The 17,870-nt window shown below is 36.9% G+C and carries 14 protein-coding genes; 6 read left to right on the top strand and 8 right to left on the bottom strand.

Annotation, left to right across the window (positions count from 1 at the left end):
• Positions 1–746 precede the first annotated feature (746 nt).
• From Q0954_RS02960 to Q0954_RS02995, 8 genes are all read right to left on the bottom strand, one after another.
• A complete protein-coding gene (locus Q0954_RS02960) occupies positions 747–1,166 on the bottom strand; it encodes a BrxA/BrxB family bacilliredoxin (RefSeq protein WP_299453343.1) in 420 nt (139 codons plus the stop codon).
• Between the two features lie 188 nt (positions 1,167–1,354).
• Entirely contained in the window at positions 1,355–1,681 is a 327-nt protein-coding gene (locus Q0954_RS02965) for a DUF59 domain-containing protein (RefSeq protein WP_002701378.1), read from the bottom strand.
• A 131-nt stretch (positions 1,682–1,812) separates the two neighbouring features.
• Positions 1,813–2,235 (bottom strand): SufE family protein, encoded by a 423-nt coding sequence (locus Q0954_RS02970; RefSeq protein WP_299453353.1) that lies wholly within the window; start codon positions 2,233–2,235, stop codon positions 1,813–1,815.
• Positions 2,236–2,653: 418 nt separating this feature from the next.
• On the bottom strand, positions 2,654–4,786 hold the full coding sequence (locus Q0954_RS02975; protein WP_299453355.1) for a GAF domain-containing protein: 2,133 nt from the start codon (positions 4,784–4,786) through the stop codon (positions 2,654–2,656).
• A gap of 171 nt (positions 4,787–4,957) precedes the next feature.
• Positions 4,958–7,174: a polyphosphate kinase 1 gene (ppk1, locus tag Q0954_RS02980; protein ID WP_299453356.1), complete on the bottom strand. Its 2,217-nt coding sequence runs from the start codon at positions 7,172–7,174 to the stop codon at positions 4,958–4,960.
• A gap of 235 nt (positions 7,175–7,409) precedes the next feature.
• A complete protein-coding gene (gene gyrB, locus Q0954_RS02985) occupies positions 7,410–9,389 on the bottom strand; it encodes a DNA topoisomerase (ATP-hydrolyzing) subunit B (RefSeq protein ID WP_299453358.1) in 1,980 nt (659 codons plus the stop codon).
• Between the two features lie 333 nt (positions 9,390–9,722).
• Positions 9,723–10,949, bottom strand: a complete 1,227-nt coding sequence (locus tag Q0954_RS02990; RefSeq protein WP_299453361.1) for a hypothetical protein — start codon at positions 10,947–10,949, stop codon at positions 9,723–9,725.
• Between the two features lie 152 nt (positions 10,950–11,101).
• Positions 11,102–11,803, bottom strand: coding sequence for a YjjG family noncanonical pyrimidine nucleotidase (locus Q0954_RS02995; RefSeq protein ID WP_299453364.1), 702 nt, complete (start codon positions 11,801–11,803; stop codon positions 11,102–11,104).
• A gap of 118 nt (positions 11,804–11,921) precedes the next feature.
• Here Q0954_RS02995 and Q0954_RS03000 point away from each other — a divergent pair, with 118 nt between their 5' ends.
• The 6 genes from Q0954_RS03000 to Q0954_RS03025 all read left to right on the top strand — a co-directional run bounded on the left by Q0954_RS03000 (position 11,922) and on the right by Q0954_RS03025 (position 17,790).
• Positions 11,922–12,941 (top strand): leucine-rich repeat domain-containing protein, encoded by a 1,020-nt coding sequence (locus tag Q0954_RS03000; RefSeq protein WP_299453409.1) that lies wholly within the window; start codon positions 11,922–11,924, stop codon positions 12,939–12,941.
• Between the two features lie 74 nt (positions 12,942–13,015).
• Positions 13,016–13,396 (top strand): TerB family tellurite resistance protein, encoded by a 381-nt coding sequence (locus Q0954_RS03005; RefSeq protein WP_299453411.1) that lies wholly within the window; start codon positions 13,016–13,018, stop codon positions 13,394–13,396.
• Positions 13,397–13,425: 29 nt separating this feature from the next.
• Positions 13,426–13,893, top strand: coding sequence for a nucleoside 2-deoxyribosyltransferase domain-containing protein (locus tag Q0954_RS03010; RefSeq protein WP_299453413.1), 468 nt, complete (start codon positions 13,426–13,428; stop codon positions 13,891–13,893).
• Positions 13,880–14,932, top strand: coding sequence for a hypothetical protein (locus tag Q0954_RS03015; RefSeq protein WP_299453415.1), 1,053 nt, complete (start codon positions 13,880–13,882; stop codon positions 14,930–14,932). Before Q0954_RS03010 ends, Q0954_RS03015 begins: the two co-directional genes overlap by 14 nt.
• Positions 14,933–14,987: 55 nt before the next feature.
• Entirely contained in the window at positions 14,988–15,521 is a 534-nt protein-coding gene (locus tag Q0954_RS03020) for a SiaB family protein kinase (RefSeq protein ID WP_002701360.1), read from the top strand.
• Between the two features lie 46 nt (positions 15,522–15,567).
• Positions 15,568–17,790, top strand: a complete 2,223-nt coding sequence (locus Q0954_RS03025) for a hypothetical protein (RefSeq protein ID WP_299453423.1) — start codon at positions 15,568–15,570, stop codon at positions 17,788–17,790.
• The last annotated feature ends 80 nt before the right edge of the window (positions 17,791–17,870 follow it).

Consider the following 17,870-nt stretch of genomic DNA (forward strand, 5'->3'; position numbering starts at 1 on the left):
TATAAATAATTTTTATTGACTATATCTTGTTTCAGGCGTTTTTTTTTATAATTGATGAATTGCCAAAATAATATTAGGTAAACTTTGTCGTTCAATCTATCAATTATAAATTGCCCTCAATACAATTAATGCTTTCAGCATGATTAAACAATCTAGAGAGGCTTTTACAGTATTTACTCCCTATCTATAAACTTGAAGTGCAAACTTATAACATTTTTAAGTATGCACAAATATAACTAACATTCTAGTTATAAAAAAACGCTCATCTTTATTCCATAGAAAGTTTCAAATGTAATGTTTATATAAAGATTTTGAGGTAAAAACTCATCAAACCTTGCAAATAATGGTCTGTTTGGGCATTTTGAGGGTATAAGGAGGTAAGAATATTTTTAAAACCACAGGAATCCCTGTTAAAAATGTGTTAATTATGAAAAAGTGGCGTTAAAATAACTTCTTCTGAAAACAAAAATGAGTTTATATTGTTTAGAATGTAGATTTATTGAGAATAAAATCATAATTTTGCATAAGATTAAAGGTCAACACGTGGTTGCTACCTTATGTTCTTTGAAGCATTAAAACGTAACCATTTATTAGGTTTTCATAATTGTAAGTTTTTGATTAGTTAGGTTTTGTAGACTCCTGGATGATATTCTCGGAGTCTATTTTTTTGCCTCAACAAATAAAAGAGCAACGAATCTGTCAGACCCATTGCTCTTTACAATATTTATTAAAAAGTTAGCTGGCTACTACTTGCAGTGCTCATCAAAAGCGCCCAACAAGTTGTCAGCAATCATTTGTGGCGTACGGCCTTCTATATGATGACGCTCCACAAAGTGAACCAATTCTCCGTCTTTGAACAAAGCCACTGAGGGTGACGATGGAGGATAAGGCAACATGTATTCACGCGCTTTGGCAGTTGCTTCTTTATCTACCCCAGCAAAAACAGTTACTACTGAATCTGGCTTATGAGCAGTTTCAGATAAAGCAAGTTTAATACCTGGGCGAGCAGCTCCAGCAGCACAACCACATACAGAGTTTATCACCATCAAAGCAGTTCCTTTGGCATCTTTAAAAAAGCCATCTACATCTTCTACAGTCTTTAGCTCCTGAACACCTGCCTGGGTTAAATCAAGACGCATTGGAACAACTAATTCTTCTGGGTACATAATTATCCTAAGTTTAAAAATTAATACAATAGTTGAATTGACAATTGCTAAAACGTAACTATGGACAAAACATAGTCAATAACAATTATACTGTTTTTGATGTTTTTAGAGTATTGTTTAAAACTTGCTTGTTGTCTTTTTTGGTAGTACAACAGAGCTTCGTAAACACGCATTAAACATACCCTTATTTATAAAAAGCCTAACTCAAGTTTGGCTGCCTCTGACATCATATCCTGATGGTATGGGGGTTCAAAGGTCATGTCCAATTCCACATCATTTACTCCCTCTATAGCCAATACTTTATTTTTTACCTCAGCGGGTAACTCTTCTACTGAGGGGCAATTGGGTGTAGTTAATGTCATTAAAATATATACATTGTTTACCGGAAAAACTTTGATTTCGTAAATCAAACCTAACTCATATATATCTATTGGTATTTCCGGGTCGTATACAGTCTTCAATGCCTCTACAACTTTCTCTTTCAAGTCAGGCGTTTCGAGTTGATTAGTTTTCATATTTTCTTTTTTTTGGGTGTTACTTTCCCCTCTTTTTCTTTTAGAAAACAGGTAAAAAGAAAGGCTTGTCACCAGATAAAACCATTTTTATCTTTTTTGCACCTTGTACATAGCAGCACATTCTTGGTTTTTTAGCCTACCTTTGACTGATAAGCTACTCCATATAACTTCATCTGCTTAATCATAGCTGCCAGTCCATTGGCACGCGTCATAGACAAATGCTGTTTCATTCCTATTTTATCAATAAAGTACAACTCTGATGTTGCAATGCTTTCAGGCTTATGCCCTGATAGTACACGAATAAGCAAACTTACCAAACCTTTTACAATGATAGAATCACTGTCCCCATCAAAAACTAACTTATCAGCTTCCATACGTGTATGTAACCACACATTTGACTGGCATCCTTTGATTTTATTGTCAGTAGTCTTGTATTCTTCACTCAAGGGGGCTAGTTTTTTACCCATTTCGATAATGTAGCTATATTTATCTTCCCAAGTATCGAAAAGAGAAAAGTCCTCTATAATTTCATCTTGAATTTCTTGAATGCTCATAAATCTAATGTTTGTAAAGTGCAAAATTAACAAATAAACCCCTCAGTTAAAATAATAGGGAGGAGTTCTTGTTATTTTTTAGCTTTATTGCTCCATTATCAAGCAACTGAATAAGTCGTAAAGCTATAACACAATATGGGGAGATAAGGTTTAAAAATGTAGGAGAGTACCCATTTTGCAACAAGCACTCCTGGTAGTTTTAAGGAAGCAAACAAGAAATAACCTACCCATTTTGCAGCTGCTCTTTTGCCCCAAGACTTTGTTACTTTTAGCCTTTGGCAGAGCTCGGCACAGCAAGGCTGTAGCCTCGGTTTGCAGCCGTAGCTCTGCTATGACTTTAAAAAGTGCCGCGTCTCAGAATAAAATAGTTAGCAAAGAACGGGGATCCTATTTTTTAATTGCTCCCTAAAGGCTTGGGTTAACCTCTAAGTGTGTCAATAATTCGGTCTTTTTCTTCTATTTGCTTCGCAAAGTCTTCTTTGAGTCTTTTTAATTTAAGATTGGCATTTTCTCTCACCTCTTTAATTCTTTTCATCACCTTCTCTTCATTTGCTTGTAATGCCTGAAGCTGCTCATTAATACGCCCCTCTTGTTCTTTTTGCTTGGTAATTTCGTAGCCAATAGAGTTTATTTTCTTTAGCTTTCCCTTGGCATCATATACCGGGTACACTATTTCGTACAGCCAAAACTTATGACCATCTTTGGCATAACGAACAAATTCACCTTTGACCAACTTACCCTCTACTATGCTATTCCATTCTTTTTGTACTGCTCCTGCCTTATGGCGCAGCAACACCGTATAATGCCTTCCTACAAGTTCGGCACGACTATAACCAGAAACTTTTTGAATAAGTGCATTAGCCTCTGTATAATTACCGTCAGCATCCAGTTCCAACACCGTAAATGATTCGTTAATCACATTTAGTTCAGCTTCCAGCTCACGATTGACCTGCTCCATGTGGCTTTTAGTTGTAATTAACTCCTTCATTGTCTGCTCTTTTTCTTTGTCACGAATTCTTACTTGCTTTGCCATTTGCTGTGACTCATGCAAAAGTTGTTGATTTTGAATGGAGGTTTTTACTCTGGAAATAGTTCCTGCAATACTCTCGCTCAACTGTTTGACAAAATCAATTTTATATTCAGGAAACTCGTCAAAAGATGCTAATTCTACCACTCCCATTAGTTGGTCATCTCCAGTAAGTAAGGGCACAATCAAGATACTTTTTGGTCTGGCACCTCCCAAGCCAGAAGAGAGTTCTATATAGTCGTAAGGAATATCTGTCACATATACTACATCTGTTTCGCGCCAGGCTTGTCCTACTAAGCCATCTTCTTTTGTCAATTCTTTTTTAAGATACTTTGTCCGGTTATAAGCATAAGATGCTTTCAACTCCAATACAGGTTCACTGGCTGTTCCTTGTTCATTCAACACAAATATGCCTCCTTGGTTAATCTCAAGATACTTTACCAGATTGGTGATAATGCTTTCATAAAACAACTCAAAACTCTGCTCTTCATCGTTTCGCAAAATATTTCCAAACTTTGCAAAACCTTCGTTAAACCAGTTACGCTGCTGGTTAGCTACTGCAATTTGTCTCAAGCTATTCTGCATCTTTGCCAATGACTGCCCTACATCTCCTTGTTCGTCGAACACCTGTATATCTGTATCAAAGTTTCCGGTTCCTACTTCTTCGGCAAATACTTCAAGCTTTCTAAAGCTATCTGTTAATTCATCTATTTTATCTACCAAATCATTCATTTCATACACAGATTTCCTGAGTTTTCCGGGAAACTTACCATGCAATAAATTGTTGATGTGTTGCTTTAGCTCTTCTACAAAACTAATGGTGCGAGGCAATACAATGAAAGAAATGATAATGCCTGCCATTAAAATAAAAAAAGCAAACACAGCATAATAATTAGCATTGCTTAGGTTTTTACGTTTAAGCAATGCCATACGATCTTTGAGTGCTACTTCGTGGTACACAACAGCCTCGTTTAAGGTACGGTGTATATTAATGCTCAAATTATTAATCTGGCGATCTATATCTTCAAAATCTTGTGATGCTTGAGTAGGCTTCTTATCATCAAACACTCCGTCATTCTGTGTAGTCAAAGCAGAAAAGTCAAATTTATTCAAACGCCCAAATTGCTTTTCTAATGTAATCATTAAACCACGTACTTGTTTTACCTTTTGCTTCAATGCTTTTTCATCAAGCTTGTTGCTTATGTTCGATAAAGAGTCTAGGTAAGTCTCCGCACGGTTACTCCAGATAGAATCTATATTAGTGGTGTGTTTGAACAGAACCCGGCTTTTACGCAAGTGGATAGAGGTTTGAACTGCTATATCCAGGTTCTGGCAATTCCGCTGAATGTCTTGGTGGCGATTTTTAATAGTAGTTAACTCTTTGTTTTGATCCTGTGCTCTAAGGGTAATCAAATACCATCCACTGGCAAACACCCAAAACAAAGGCACATACAACCAAAACAACCTACCGATAACGGAGTTGCGCTGAAACAACGTATTTAAGCCATATTTTTGTTCTTTCATCCGTATATTGCGTCTTTGATAAAGTGGCTGTATATCACCACCAAAACAATTGATTCAATCAATCATGTTGCTTTATATGTTACCAGTGCACAAGCGAGTGTTTTGACAGGCTTATGCACTGGCAATATTCAGGGAAAAATTATGCCAAGTTAAAAGCTATAGTACAATCTTTTAGAATAACTTGGTTTCCAGAATTGTTTGTTCGTTTACTTCAAAAAACTCTTCGTGTAAGTTAAAAGGCTCCTCGTCTCCACTGACCTTTGTTTTGATAAAGTTTCCATTTTCTTGCATCATATATGAGTTCATATTATCCCTTAGGTTATAATCAAGTATATGCATTGCTTGCTTTTTCACACCTTCGTCTACCATCAAAAACACCGATTCTATACGACGATCAAAACTTCGTACCATAGAGTCGGCACTTCCACCATAAATTTTTGGGTCGCCATTGTTATGAAAATAAAACATACGTGAGTGTTCCAGATAGTCTCCCACAATTGATTTTACCATAATGTTTTCACTTAAGCCTACTCGTTGGGGACGAATACAACAAATGCCTCTTACAATTAACTTGATTTGCACACCTGCTTTAGATGCTGCATACAACTCATCAATCATCCGTTTATCTTCCAGTGAATTCATTTTCATTACAATACCACTCGTCAATCCTTTTTGAGCATTTTTTGCTTCATTCTGAATAAGCTTAATCAACTCATTGCGTAAGTCACGAGGGGCAGTAAGCAAATACTCATAATGATGAGGTTGGGAATGTCCAGTAATCACATTAAAAAACTCAGAAACATCATGGGCATAAGTTTCATTGGTAGTGAGCATGCCAATGTCGGTGTATAACCTTGATGTACTTTCATTGTAATTACCACTTGCCAAATGTACATAACGGGTGACACTTTGCTCTTCTTTACGTACAATTAACAACATTTTTGTATGCGTTTTATACCGTCCTATGCCATGAATAACATAACACCCAGCCTTTTGTAGTCTCTCTGCTTCACGAATATTATTTTCTTCATCAAAACGCGCCTTTAGCTCAAACAATACTGATACGTGCTTCCCATTTTCAGCCGCTTTTTGCAAAGCACTGGTTACTCTGGAATGTTTGGCCAGGCGGTATATAGTAATTTTAATTGCCAATACATCTGGGTCTTCTGCGGCATCTTCCAAAATGTGTAAAAGTGGCTCAATACTATGATAAGGGTGATGTAATAATATGTCGCTTTCTTTGAGGTGTTCAAAATAATCGACATCAGGATCTATCAACCCTATTGGCAATATGGGTGAATGTATAGGGGGGTATTTGTCTTTAAAGTTTTCGTGCCCTGCAATGCTAAACAAACTAGTATAGTCCATCAATGTGTCATTCACAAAAACATTGTCATCGTCTAGTTGCCAACGACGTTTCAGGTTTTTCATTAACCAGGTCGAATACCCTTTCTCCACTTCTATTCTTACTACCCGACCTGTTTTACGAGTTTTTATTTTTTGCTTAATTTCATCTATAAAATCAGCTTCAATGTCATCACTCTCTTCTAAAGATATATCACCATTACGGGTAACCCTAAACAAAGAAACTGATACAATGTCTATGTTACGATAAAGTTTGTTGATTTGCCAGTGAATAATACGCTCAATAGGCACAAAAATAATTTCGTCATCTTCTCTCTCAAATTCATAAAAACGGGGTAAGTTTTGAGGGACTTGCACAAAAGAAAATCGACGCTCATCTTTATCAGTGCTTTGCAGGTTGCGGGTGACCACCCCAAAGGTCAAAACCTTGTTCATTAACACAGGGAAGGTTCGATAGTTATCGTACACCATTGGGGTAAGCATAGGAAAGATAGTTCGCATAAAATAAACCGCAGCTTCATCTTTTTCTGCATCTGTAAGCCCTTCTATACCCAGTATTTGAAACCCATTCTCCTTAAACTTAGGCTTTAATACCTCTTTGAAATGCGCATGCTGTGCTTGGGTAAAATCTTGAATTTCTTCAAACAACAGCTTTTTAAAAGGCTTCTCGCGTAAACCCGAATAATCTATTCTTTCTTTGCCATAGTCTATGTAGTTGTATAAACTCCCTACACGAATCATAAAAAACTCATCCAGATTTGAAGCTGTAATTGCCAAAAACTTCAACTGGTCATAAATATTACGCTTAGGAATGCGCGCCTGGTCTAACACACGGCGATTAAACAACATCCAGCTTAAGTCACGACTAATATAGTTACTTTGCTCAATGAGGTTGGCAATGCGTTTATTTGTAATAGGCTTAGGCACAATGTGTCCATCACGCTTCTCTTTTTCAATAGCACCTGTTGGAGTGTTCTTCTTTTTATCTGATATCTTGTCTTTATTTTCTTTTTTGGCAATCATCGTGTTAGTCTATTTTCGGCTTATACTAAACAAATCAATAAAAATTGGGAAATCGGTTCAGAATACTAAAAAAACTCTGAATTACCAATTTCCCAAAAGTTAAATTTATGCGATATGATCTTGTAAATAATTAATTCAAAATCGTTGTCTGTTTTTTGAGTAAAAGCTCAAAGAATGAAAAACAATATTTACTTCAAACCAGAAAATTATTGAGAACCAATCACTCGCCATTAAATTATATATCTACATTCGCATACTTAGCGTTTTCTTCTATAAACTCTCTACGTGGTGGTACATCATCTCCCATCAACATAGAAAACAAATGGTCGGCTCCTGCAGCTGACTCAATAGTCACTTGTTTTAGGCTCCTGTTTTCAGGATTCATGGTAGTTTCCCACAACTGCTCTGGGTTCATCTCTCCCAAACCTTTGTATCGTTGTACGTGTACAGATTCAGGCTTTCCATTACCAGCCAACTCTTTGATGGCAACATCCCTGTCATCATCGTTCCAGGCATATAGCTCTTTTTTACCTTTTTTGACCAAATAAAATGGAGGTAAAGCAATATACACATAACCACTCTCAATCAAGTCACGCATGTAGCGGAAGAAGAAAGTCAAAATCAAGGTTCTAATGTGGCTTCCATCCACGTCAGCATCCGTCATAATTATGATCTTATGATAACGTAGTTTTTCCATATTCAACGCCTTGTCATCATCATCCTTACCAAAAGTAACTCCTAGAGCCGTGATAATGTTTTTAATTTCTTCGTTGTCGTAAATTTTGTATTCTTGCGCCTTTTCTACGTTCAGAATTTTACCTCTCAATGGCAAAATTGCTTGAATATTACGATCACGCCCTTGTTTGGCACTACCACCTGCCGAATCACCCTCTACCAGGTATAGTTCACACAAACCAGGATCTTTTTCTGAACAATCGGCAAGCTTACCAGGCAACCCAGAACCACTTAATACATTTTTACGCTGTACCATTTCACGCGCCTTGCGGGCAGCGTAACGTGCTTGAGCAGCCAATATTACTTTTTGAATGATAGACTTGGCTTGTTTAGGATTTTCTTCAAGAAACTTACCCAAAGCTTCACTGGTAGCATTGTCTACCACTCCCATTACTTCAGAGTTGCCTAATTTGGTTTTGGTTTGTCCTTCAAACTGAGGCTCAGCAACCTTTACCGAAATAACGGCAGTAAGTCCTTCTCTAAAATCATCTCCGGTTACTTCTACCTTTGCTTTCTCTAGCATTCCTTCCTTATCGGCATAAGACTTCAAAGTACGGGTAAGCGCCCGGCGAAACCCTGAAATATGTGTACCACCTTCGATAGTGTTGATATTATTTACATAAGAATACACATTTTCAGAATAAGAATGGTTGTAAGTAAAAGCTACTTGTACAGGTACCCCTGACTTTTCTCCTTCTACATAAATAGGCTCAGGCAAAAACGACTGACGAGTTTCATCCAGATAGCGAACAAACTCAGTAAGGCCACCTTCTGACAAAAAGTCTTCAGTCAAAGCATTGCCATCTTCACCTTTCACCCTGTGATCAACCATTGTTAGGCGAATCCCTTTGTTGAGGTATGAAAGCTCACGCAAGCGTTGAGAGATCGTTTCATACTTGTACTCAATAGCAGTAAATATGGTAGCATCGGGCACAAAATGTATCACTGTACCTGTCTTATCCGACTCTCCAACTACCTCTACCTCTGTTTGAGGATCTCCTTGTTTATATTCTTGTTGGAAAATTTTGCCTTCGCGGTGTACTGTGGCTCTTAAAAGAGTAGATAATGCGTTTACACAAGAGACACCTACCCCGTGCAATCCACCTGATACCTGATATGTATCTTTATCAAATTTACCCCCCGCATGCAATACTGTCATTACTACCTCAAGCGCAGACTTTTGCATTTGGCTGTTAAACCCGGTAGGTATTCCACGCCCATTGTCTGTAACTGTAATAGAATTGTCAGTATTTACCTCTACTGTGATATGATCACAATACCCAGCAAGTGCCTCATCAATAGAGTTGTCTACTACCTCCCAGATAAGGTGGTGTAATCCTCGCACACCTACATCGCCAATGTACATTGATGGACGCATTCGAACCGCTTCTAACCCTTCTAATGCGCGTATATTATCAGCAGAATATTCTGAGTTTTTGGCGTCTACAGCACCATTTTGATTTTCCGTAAATTCGCTCATAATTTTTCTTTTTCAAAGAGGTAAATTTACAAAAAAAAAATGACATTTAGACTATCATTTCCAAGGTTTTAGCGCAAAAACAGAGAGGTTTTATGAGAGATGTAAGTTATCTTGAGCAATTGTAATTTTGGGGTGTCAATCATATTTTTCACTGTCTGTTTTCAAGGTGGTATAAGAGCTTATGGTGACAACTTTCAACTAAAATTAAAACGCTCATATTCAACCACTTAAACCATTGCTGATGTTAATACAAAAAAACAGCCGTTTGAGTCCAATAAAAAAGCCTGACAGTGATGCCAGGCTTTTTTTTCCTCTACGTAAACGTTTTATATCTTATTTCAAGTAACTGATCAACCACACCAACAGCAGGCTCACTACCAAGCCTAAGAAGATTTTACTAAGGTCTTTGAGTACTACCATAATCACAGACCGGAAACTCCCTGCTTCACCACGTGCCAACTGATAAGTAAGGGCTATTTCGCGACCAGCCAGCAAACCCACAAACACCCAAGTAGTACTCATAGGTATTTTGCTATATTCTTTGAAAATAAACAATACAATACCATAAGTAAAGTCAATGATGGTAGCCGAACGGATGTCGAAGGTATTAGTTTTGGTAGTCACAATTTTTTGAATGCCTCCTCCACGCTGATACAATATAAGCCCTAAAAGTCCCACCAGCAAGGCTATAGCTAACCAGTAACCTAAGGCTGACAGAGCACCATGACGTGGCAAATATACAAATATGTTTGCCATGTCTTGAATGATCCATTGGCTCCACAAAAAGCCAGTAGAAATCCATTGGGCAATCATCCAACTATTAGAGGCATACTCTTCTGAATCTTTATTATTAGCACTTAACCCCTGGCGGTATAAGAAAAAGTATACTGGTACTACTACCAAAGCAGCTACCACATTTTTAAGCACAAACAAGCGATAAGTTTTATAGGCTTCTTTGCCAAAGATACCCTCTATGAGTTGATAATGTCCAATTAAATTGACAATAACAATACCCAAACCTATAGCTATCAGGAAGTTGAAAAAAGCTCTCAGAAATACCGCATTACTAGAGGTTTTGGTAAACTCTTGGTATTTATGGCTAGTACTGATAAAGTATTTTTCGAGACGTTTAGAAATGAACATATACAACACGATTGCTACAACAAACGCTGTTAGGTATCCTAGCAATGATTTTTCGACCATGCTTCGGATATTTTTGGAGCTAAACACACTAAGAATAAGAAATGTAGTACTTACGGGTATTCCAAAACGAGTAATTACTACTAAAATAACGGGAGGAAGTGCTAACCACCAATGGTAGTTTTTCGGGAAAGGAATTTTATCTAAGCGACCATAGGCAATATCACCTTGAAGTTGAAACCAGGCATAGGTAGCCACAGCTAAAAATATACCGCCAATATACAGCCATAACACATGCCATTTGCGTTTGCTGTTGGAACTGATGAAGGTTCCTAACGTTTGAATCACATCATTACCAACCACTGAGTATGATGCCAGAGAAAAGCCCAGTATCATAATTATCTGTGACGTTATATCCATTGTCTGCTATGCCCTAAGGGTAATTACGAAACTTAGTATAGATAAATTTTAACTGAGGGCAAAACAAACAAAAAAAAACCAGATAATAAACTCTAAAGTGGTTAAAAATCGTCCCCCCCCAATAAGGATTCATTTTTTAGTGCTTTTAATGCTTAAAACATCTCTATGAGCTCCTTCAGGCTTGTAATTTCTTTATATACCTCTTCTTTGTGTGCTTTTTGCAAAGGATTATAAAACACATGGTCAAGCGCACTATTTTTAGCCCCTGCAATATCGGCCTCCAGACTATCGCCAATCATAATACTCTCTTGGGTTTTGGCACCAGCCTGACGAAGTGCATATTCAAATATTTGAGTAGAAGGTTTTTTATAACCAGTACAACCTGAAGTCACCACGACATTAAAATAATCACCTAATTTGGCACTGGTTATTTTTACCAACTGTATATCAGAAAAACCATTGGTAATGATATGTAGTTCATATTTACCTTTGAGATAATCCAATAGCTCCTGAGCATGGTCACACAAATGAGACTTAGTAGGAGCCATATCCAAATAATCGTCCGAAAACTGTTTTACCAATTGATGAGGCATATCTATTTCAAATTGGGTAAATATTCTTTCAAACCGTACCATTCTTAAAGTTTGATGATCTATGTTATTTTCTCGGTACTGCTTCCAAAGTTCTTGATTAATGGCGTAGTACCTGGTTAAAAACTCTTGCTGATCAATCACTTCTTTGCCTGCCTCAGCAAGATTGTAATGTTCAAACAACTCGAGTAGGGTTTCTTTAGAGTTGCGCCGAAAATCCCATAAGGTATCATCCAGGTCAAAAAATATATGTTTATAATTCATTAGTTCAAAAATGTATAAAGGTGAGCTTGTTATCAAGTAAAGGTTTGATTACATTTCTTCCGTAAAGAAAAAAGATCATAAAATAAGCACCTAATATTTGCTATAAAAAACACATAGAATGCCCATACAAGGTAAAAAACCATCTGCCCAACAAATCGAGCAGATTTATCAGTTACTAGAAGATTCATCCTCCAAAAAAGTGATTATTGGTTTAAACAAGTTGCGTCAACACAAGCTTGATTATAAAATCATATCTTATTTGGTAGGAATGAGTTGGTTTTATCCCGACACAAAGATTCGACGTCGGATAAAACACCTTATTTTTAAAGAAGTATCTGACGACTACGCCAGTTTTTTAAAGGGTAAATGGCGTTACTTGCCTACTCCTACCCTACCCAAAGTATGGAATCTGATAGAAGAGGTAGTAAAACACCCACAAATAGATGCAGGCATTATTCGGCAATGGGCTTACCGAGAACACCTCACAAATCCTGAACTGAAACTCAACAACCTGAAGTTACAATACCTTTCATCTGAACTTGCCACCTTTAAGCATTTAAAAGTACTTGACCTTGCAAATAACCATTTACTTACTTTGCCTCCTGAGTTTGGTAAACTAAAAAAACTAGAAACGTTATTTCTTGCGCATAATCAAATTGCTGTATTGCCTACTGAAATACGCAAACTGAAAAGCCTAAAAAAGTTGGACTTAAGTGCAAATCAAGGGATGAATAACTTGCCAAGCGATTTGAGTAATTGGGCTAAACTAATATGGCTGGACTTAAGCTACAATAGTTTCAAGACACTGCCATTAGGCATTTGTAATTTACCTAAGCTCAAAGAACTGAATATTGCCCACAATCAGATTAAGCAACTACCCAAGGCTGCCAAGCAGTTAAAAAAGCTCAAAAAACTCAATTGGTCTGCCAATGAGCTTCCTGCTTTACCTATCGAGTCATTGCTCTTATTGGAAAACCTTACCACCCTTGATATCTCTGATAACTTGTTGGAAGAACTACCTCTCAAATTAAAAAAACTGCCTTGTTTGAAGCAGATCACCATTCATAACATACCTGCATTGGCAAAACAACGACATCAATTAAAAAAGAATTTTGCACCTATTGAACTTATTTTCTAAACCTGTTTCTGTAATAATCTCAGGTTTTTGATATATTTACTCAACCTAAAAGGTGATTCAAATAAACTTATATTATGGTAAACAAAGAACAATTATATGATGCTTTTGGTGAACTAATTTATGCAGTAGCAAAAGCTGATGGTCTTATTCAAGCGGAAGAACAACGCATGTTGGAAAACATTTTGACAGCACACCCTTGGGCTAGTCAAATCCGTTGGTCGTTCGATTATGAAAGTAAAAAAGGCATGAATCCAGAAGATAGCTATAAGAAAGCCTTAGATATTTTTAAAGAACATGGACCTGATCCTGACTATGTCTATTTATTGGATGTGCTCAAAAAAGTTGCTGAGGCAAGTGATGGTATAGATGCTAACGAACAAAAAGTCATAGACAGTTTTCAGTCTGATTTGTACAAACGCTTTGTGAAGGATGCGGAAGAAAATAATTGGATGTAAATAAGCTACCATAAGTATCGACTAACCAAATGAAAGTTATAAAACCACCTGCTTCTATTGACATTCCCCCCAATACCAAGGCAGCATTTTTGGCAGGAAGCATAGACATGGGCAATGCTATAGACTGGCAAGCCACAGTAACTCAAGCATTGACCAACAGTTCGCTTACTTTTTTGAACCCCCGACGCGATGATTGGGATGCTTCCTGGGAACAATCTACCAATAACCCTCAGTTTGTAGCACAGGTAAACTGGGAACTAGAGGCGCTGGAAAAAGCTCATTGTATTGCGATGTATTTTGCTCCACACTCAAAAGCACCAATTACACTATTAGAGTTAGGGTTATTCGCTCAAAGTAAAAAGTTAATTGTATGTTGTTCAAAAAACTTTTGGCGTAAAGGTAATGTAGATGTAGTTTGTCAAAGATATGGCATTCCACAAGTTACCAACCTGGAAAACTTAATTCAAGCAATAAAAAAAGAATGTGTGGAAATTTAATTGTAAATATTACTGGGCTATTGGATGGTTATGTATAGGGTTGCTTCATACTCACTGTCGTTCTCAAAAATCAAAAATAACTCCTGCGTTTTATTATTGGAAAACCACTTTTAATCTTTCGGCAAACGAACGTAAATATTTAAAAGAGTTGCAAATCAAGCGTCTATATGTACGCTATTTTGACATAGATTGGAACCCTTACCAAAAAGAAGCACAACCAATAGCTGAGCTTAAGTGGCAAACCCAAGACATCCCTATACCATGCTTGGTGCCTACTGTTTTTATCACTAATCGCACACTTTTGAATATTTCTTATAATCAATTAGAGAAATTAGGCAACAATATTGCTAACAAAATACTTGAGAAGTCAAAGAATCTCAGAAACGTAACCATTCGTGAAATCCAACTGGATTGTGATTGGTCGGGTAAAACCCAAAAGCGTTTTTTCAAATTAATTGAAATACTGAGAGAACAGGTCAAAGGCAACGGTATTAAGACCCTGTCAGCAACCATTCGGTTGCATCAGCTTAAATACTACAAAAAAACGGGAGTACCTCCAGTAGATCGTGGTATGCTGATGTTTTACAACATGGGAAGCCTTGATGGTAAAAATACCAATAACTCTATTTTAGACCTCCAAATTGCCCAACAATACTTGGCAAAATCAAAGAAATATCCCCTACAATTAGATGTGGCATTGCCAATCTATCGATGGGGCGTTTTGATAAGAAGAGGACGCGTTATAAAGTTGCTCAATAGCTTAAAAAACAATACATTTGTTAATACCCGTTTTTTTCGTCAAAAGCAAAAACAAGTGTTTGAAGTCATCAAAAGTACTTATTTAAATGGCGTTTACCTTTATAAAGGTGATTTGATAAGACTCGAACAGATTAGTGCTCACAACTTACAACAAGCGGCAAAGTTGTTACGTCGTTATATAGTAAGTCATCAGTTGTATATTACATTATATCATCTGGACGAAAAAAATCTGAAAAATTATGAGCCTAAAGAATTAAAGAGTATTTTCTACTCTTTTTAGCTTGAATTGCTATTCAATTGTTATACTAAATTAACCAAAAATCTAAGCTTGAAAGATGGGTTACATCTATAACTTGCATAAAAGATTGATGGACGAAAACTTGATTTTGGTCTATGAAGGGGAGTTTACCCAAGAAATAACCAAAACAGTTTTAGCAATGGCCGAACGTAATATGAACGTTCTCGGCGAAATTTCCACCATTCGCAAAAAAGTCTTCAATATAATGATTGAGTGTTTACAAAACCTTGTGAAACACTCAAGCAACAGTTCGATTTTTATGATTGGTAAGCATGACGATGACTATATTATAGGATCGGGCAACCCAGTAACTAAAGAGGAAGCTGCTACCATTGCCGAGAAAATAAACTATGTGAATGGTTTGAGTCGGGATGAGTTACGTGCGCTTTTCCGCGAAATCGTAAAAATTGGTGAGCTGTCAGATAAAGGTGGGGCTGGTTTAGGATTCATTGATATGGTACGAAAATCGGGAGAAAAGTTATTGTTTGATTTTCAGGCAATAGATAATGACATGATATTCTTCTCTTTGCTTTTGCGTGTAAGACGAGGAAATTTTGATTATTTAGTGTAAATTTGAGTTAGGTGTCATTACCTAAAATCTACTCAAATTCACGAATATGAAGTTTTTAAAAATGGCTTTTGTGGTTTTAGTACACGCAGCATTTGTACTAAAACCACAAGAACTCTCCCAATCTGCCTGTGGTTTTTATGAAACAGGCATTACCTATTACAAATTTCTCGATCCTGAGATTATTAACCAACCTCACAATAAACCCTTCTTTTTTACTTTCGAACGTTTATATGATTATCATTGGAACGAAGAAGAAGGACATACACAAGACAACCTTGCTGAATGGAAGGCTTATTTCAAAAATACGCCTTCTACCAATGACACCAAACAGTTGGTATACAAAGCCAAGGTCAGTGAAACTAAACTTATCAAAAACTATGTGGCAGGCATTAATGGAGCTCTTCCAAGTAAATGGCGTAATAACTCAGCAATACAACACCTAAAGAAGACACGGGCTACCGATGTAGTGAAGTACCTACTATTTGCAAAGCAATGTGAACCTTATGTAATAAACTTGGGGGACAATCGATGGCGAAATGCCACTCAAAAAGACAAAGAGGCAATGCAAGACCTCATAATTAACGGCAATGGCGCTTACATAAACTCTTCTAATAAATTTTTAAAAATGCGCTATGCTTATCAACTAGTACGTTTAGCGCATTACTCTCAAAACTACGCTCAAGCCATCAAGCTATACGATCAGTTAGCAAAGCCGTTGGAAGGCAATTCTAACTCACTCATCAAATATTGGGCGCTTGCCCATAAAGCAGGCGCTTTGACGCTGAGTGGTGATAAAGTAAAAGGAGCATACCTTTTTGCCAAGGTTTTTGACAAATGCCCCAGCCGTAGGGTACAAGCTTACGATAGTTTTAAGGTCTCCTCAGATCAAGACTTTCGTCAAGTGCTCAACTTGTGCAAAAGCAACGAAGAAACTGCTACTGTATATCTATTGCGAGGAATAAAACCCTATGCAAATGCTATTGAAGAAATGCAACAAATTTACCAAGTGGCACCTTCTTCCAAATACCTCTCACTATTACTCACTCGTGAAGTCAATAAAATGGAAGTAAACTTATTGTCTGCCAACTTAAGTAAGAATCTGGCTTTTTATCAAAAGTTTGATGGTTTCCCAAAAAAGGAGGCTATTCAATACCTCAAAGAGTTGAAAGCAATGGTAAGTAAGGTAGTGCAAGAACGTAAAGTAGATGATTTAACATTATGGCAAATGGCTCATTGCTATCTAGAGTATGTAGGCGGCAAGCCCACTAAAGCTTTACAAATGTTTAATAAGCTTTCCTTTAGCTCTCCCCAACTCAAGTATCAAGTGCAAGTATTTAAGCTGGCAATAAAAATAGCACAACTCGATAAAATCACCAAAACAGAGGAAGGATCACTGTTCCAGCAAGTAAGGTTATTAAAACACAATCATCTAAACGACTATTTGCTCAACGTGTTTCGCCATAAACTATACGCTCAAGGCGATATAGGTAAAGCATACTTGTGCCAACCACAGAACTCAGCACTGGCTATACCACTTACAATGAAAGTAGTAGATAATCTGATTTCCTGGGAGAAACGCACTAAGAATAAAACCCTCTTTGAAGAGACCTTGAATTCGTCACTCAAAAACTGGTATAAGGTAAAGGCTACTATGTATCTGCGTAATGATCAATTAAAAAAAGCCATTGAATATTATACATTGGCAGGTGAATCAAAAAAACTATTGGCCAACCCCAAATACTATACAATTAGTGGAAGCTATGGACATCGTCGTCCGGTGATTAATCAATATACCCAAGCCAGTTTAGCAAAAGAAATGCTTAGCCTAAAAAAACAAGCTACAAATGCTACTGCCATGTTCGAACTAGGAAATATTTATTATAACATCACTTGGTTTGGTAACACTTGGGATGCGCTACAAAATTATCGTAGTAGTACAGGTACTTGGGGCTATCGTTATAATCTAAGAAATAAACCACAACCAGTTCCTCGACAATTTGACTTATCCTACCCATTGCGTTATTTCAACAAAGCTATTTCGTTAGCTCATAAAAAAGGAGACAAAGAACTGGCTGCTAAAGCGACTTATATGGCTGCCAAATGCGAACAAATGGCTTATCAAGCAAGTAAAGATTATAACAACAAGAAAAAAATACCTGAAAAATATTTAAACAGTTTTAAATTACTACAACAACAATATAGCAATACCACTTATCATCAAAAAGTCATTAAAGAATGTTCTTATTATAACTATTTTTTGAGAAGATAAACTTTCTATACTTGGAAAACAGGCATTAAGTAACTACTTAATGCCTGTTTTTGCTTTAGTCAGAATGGTTTTTATTTCAA

It is taken from the genome of uncultured Microscilla sp. (genome assembly GCF_947493425.1).
Classification (GTDB): domain Bacteria; phylum Bacteroidota; class Bacteroidia; order Cytophagales; family Microscillaceae; genus Microscilla.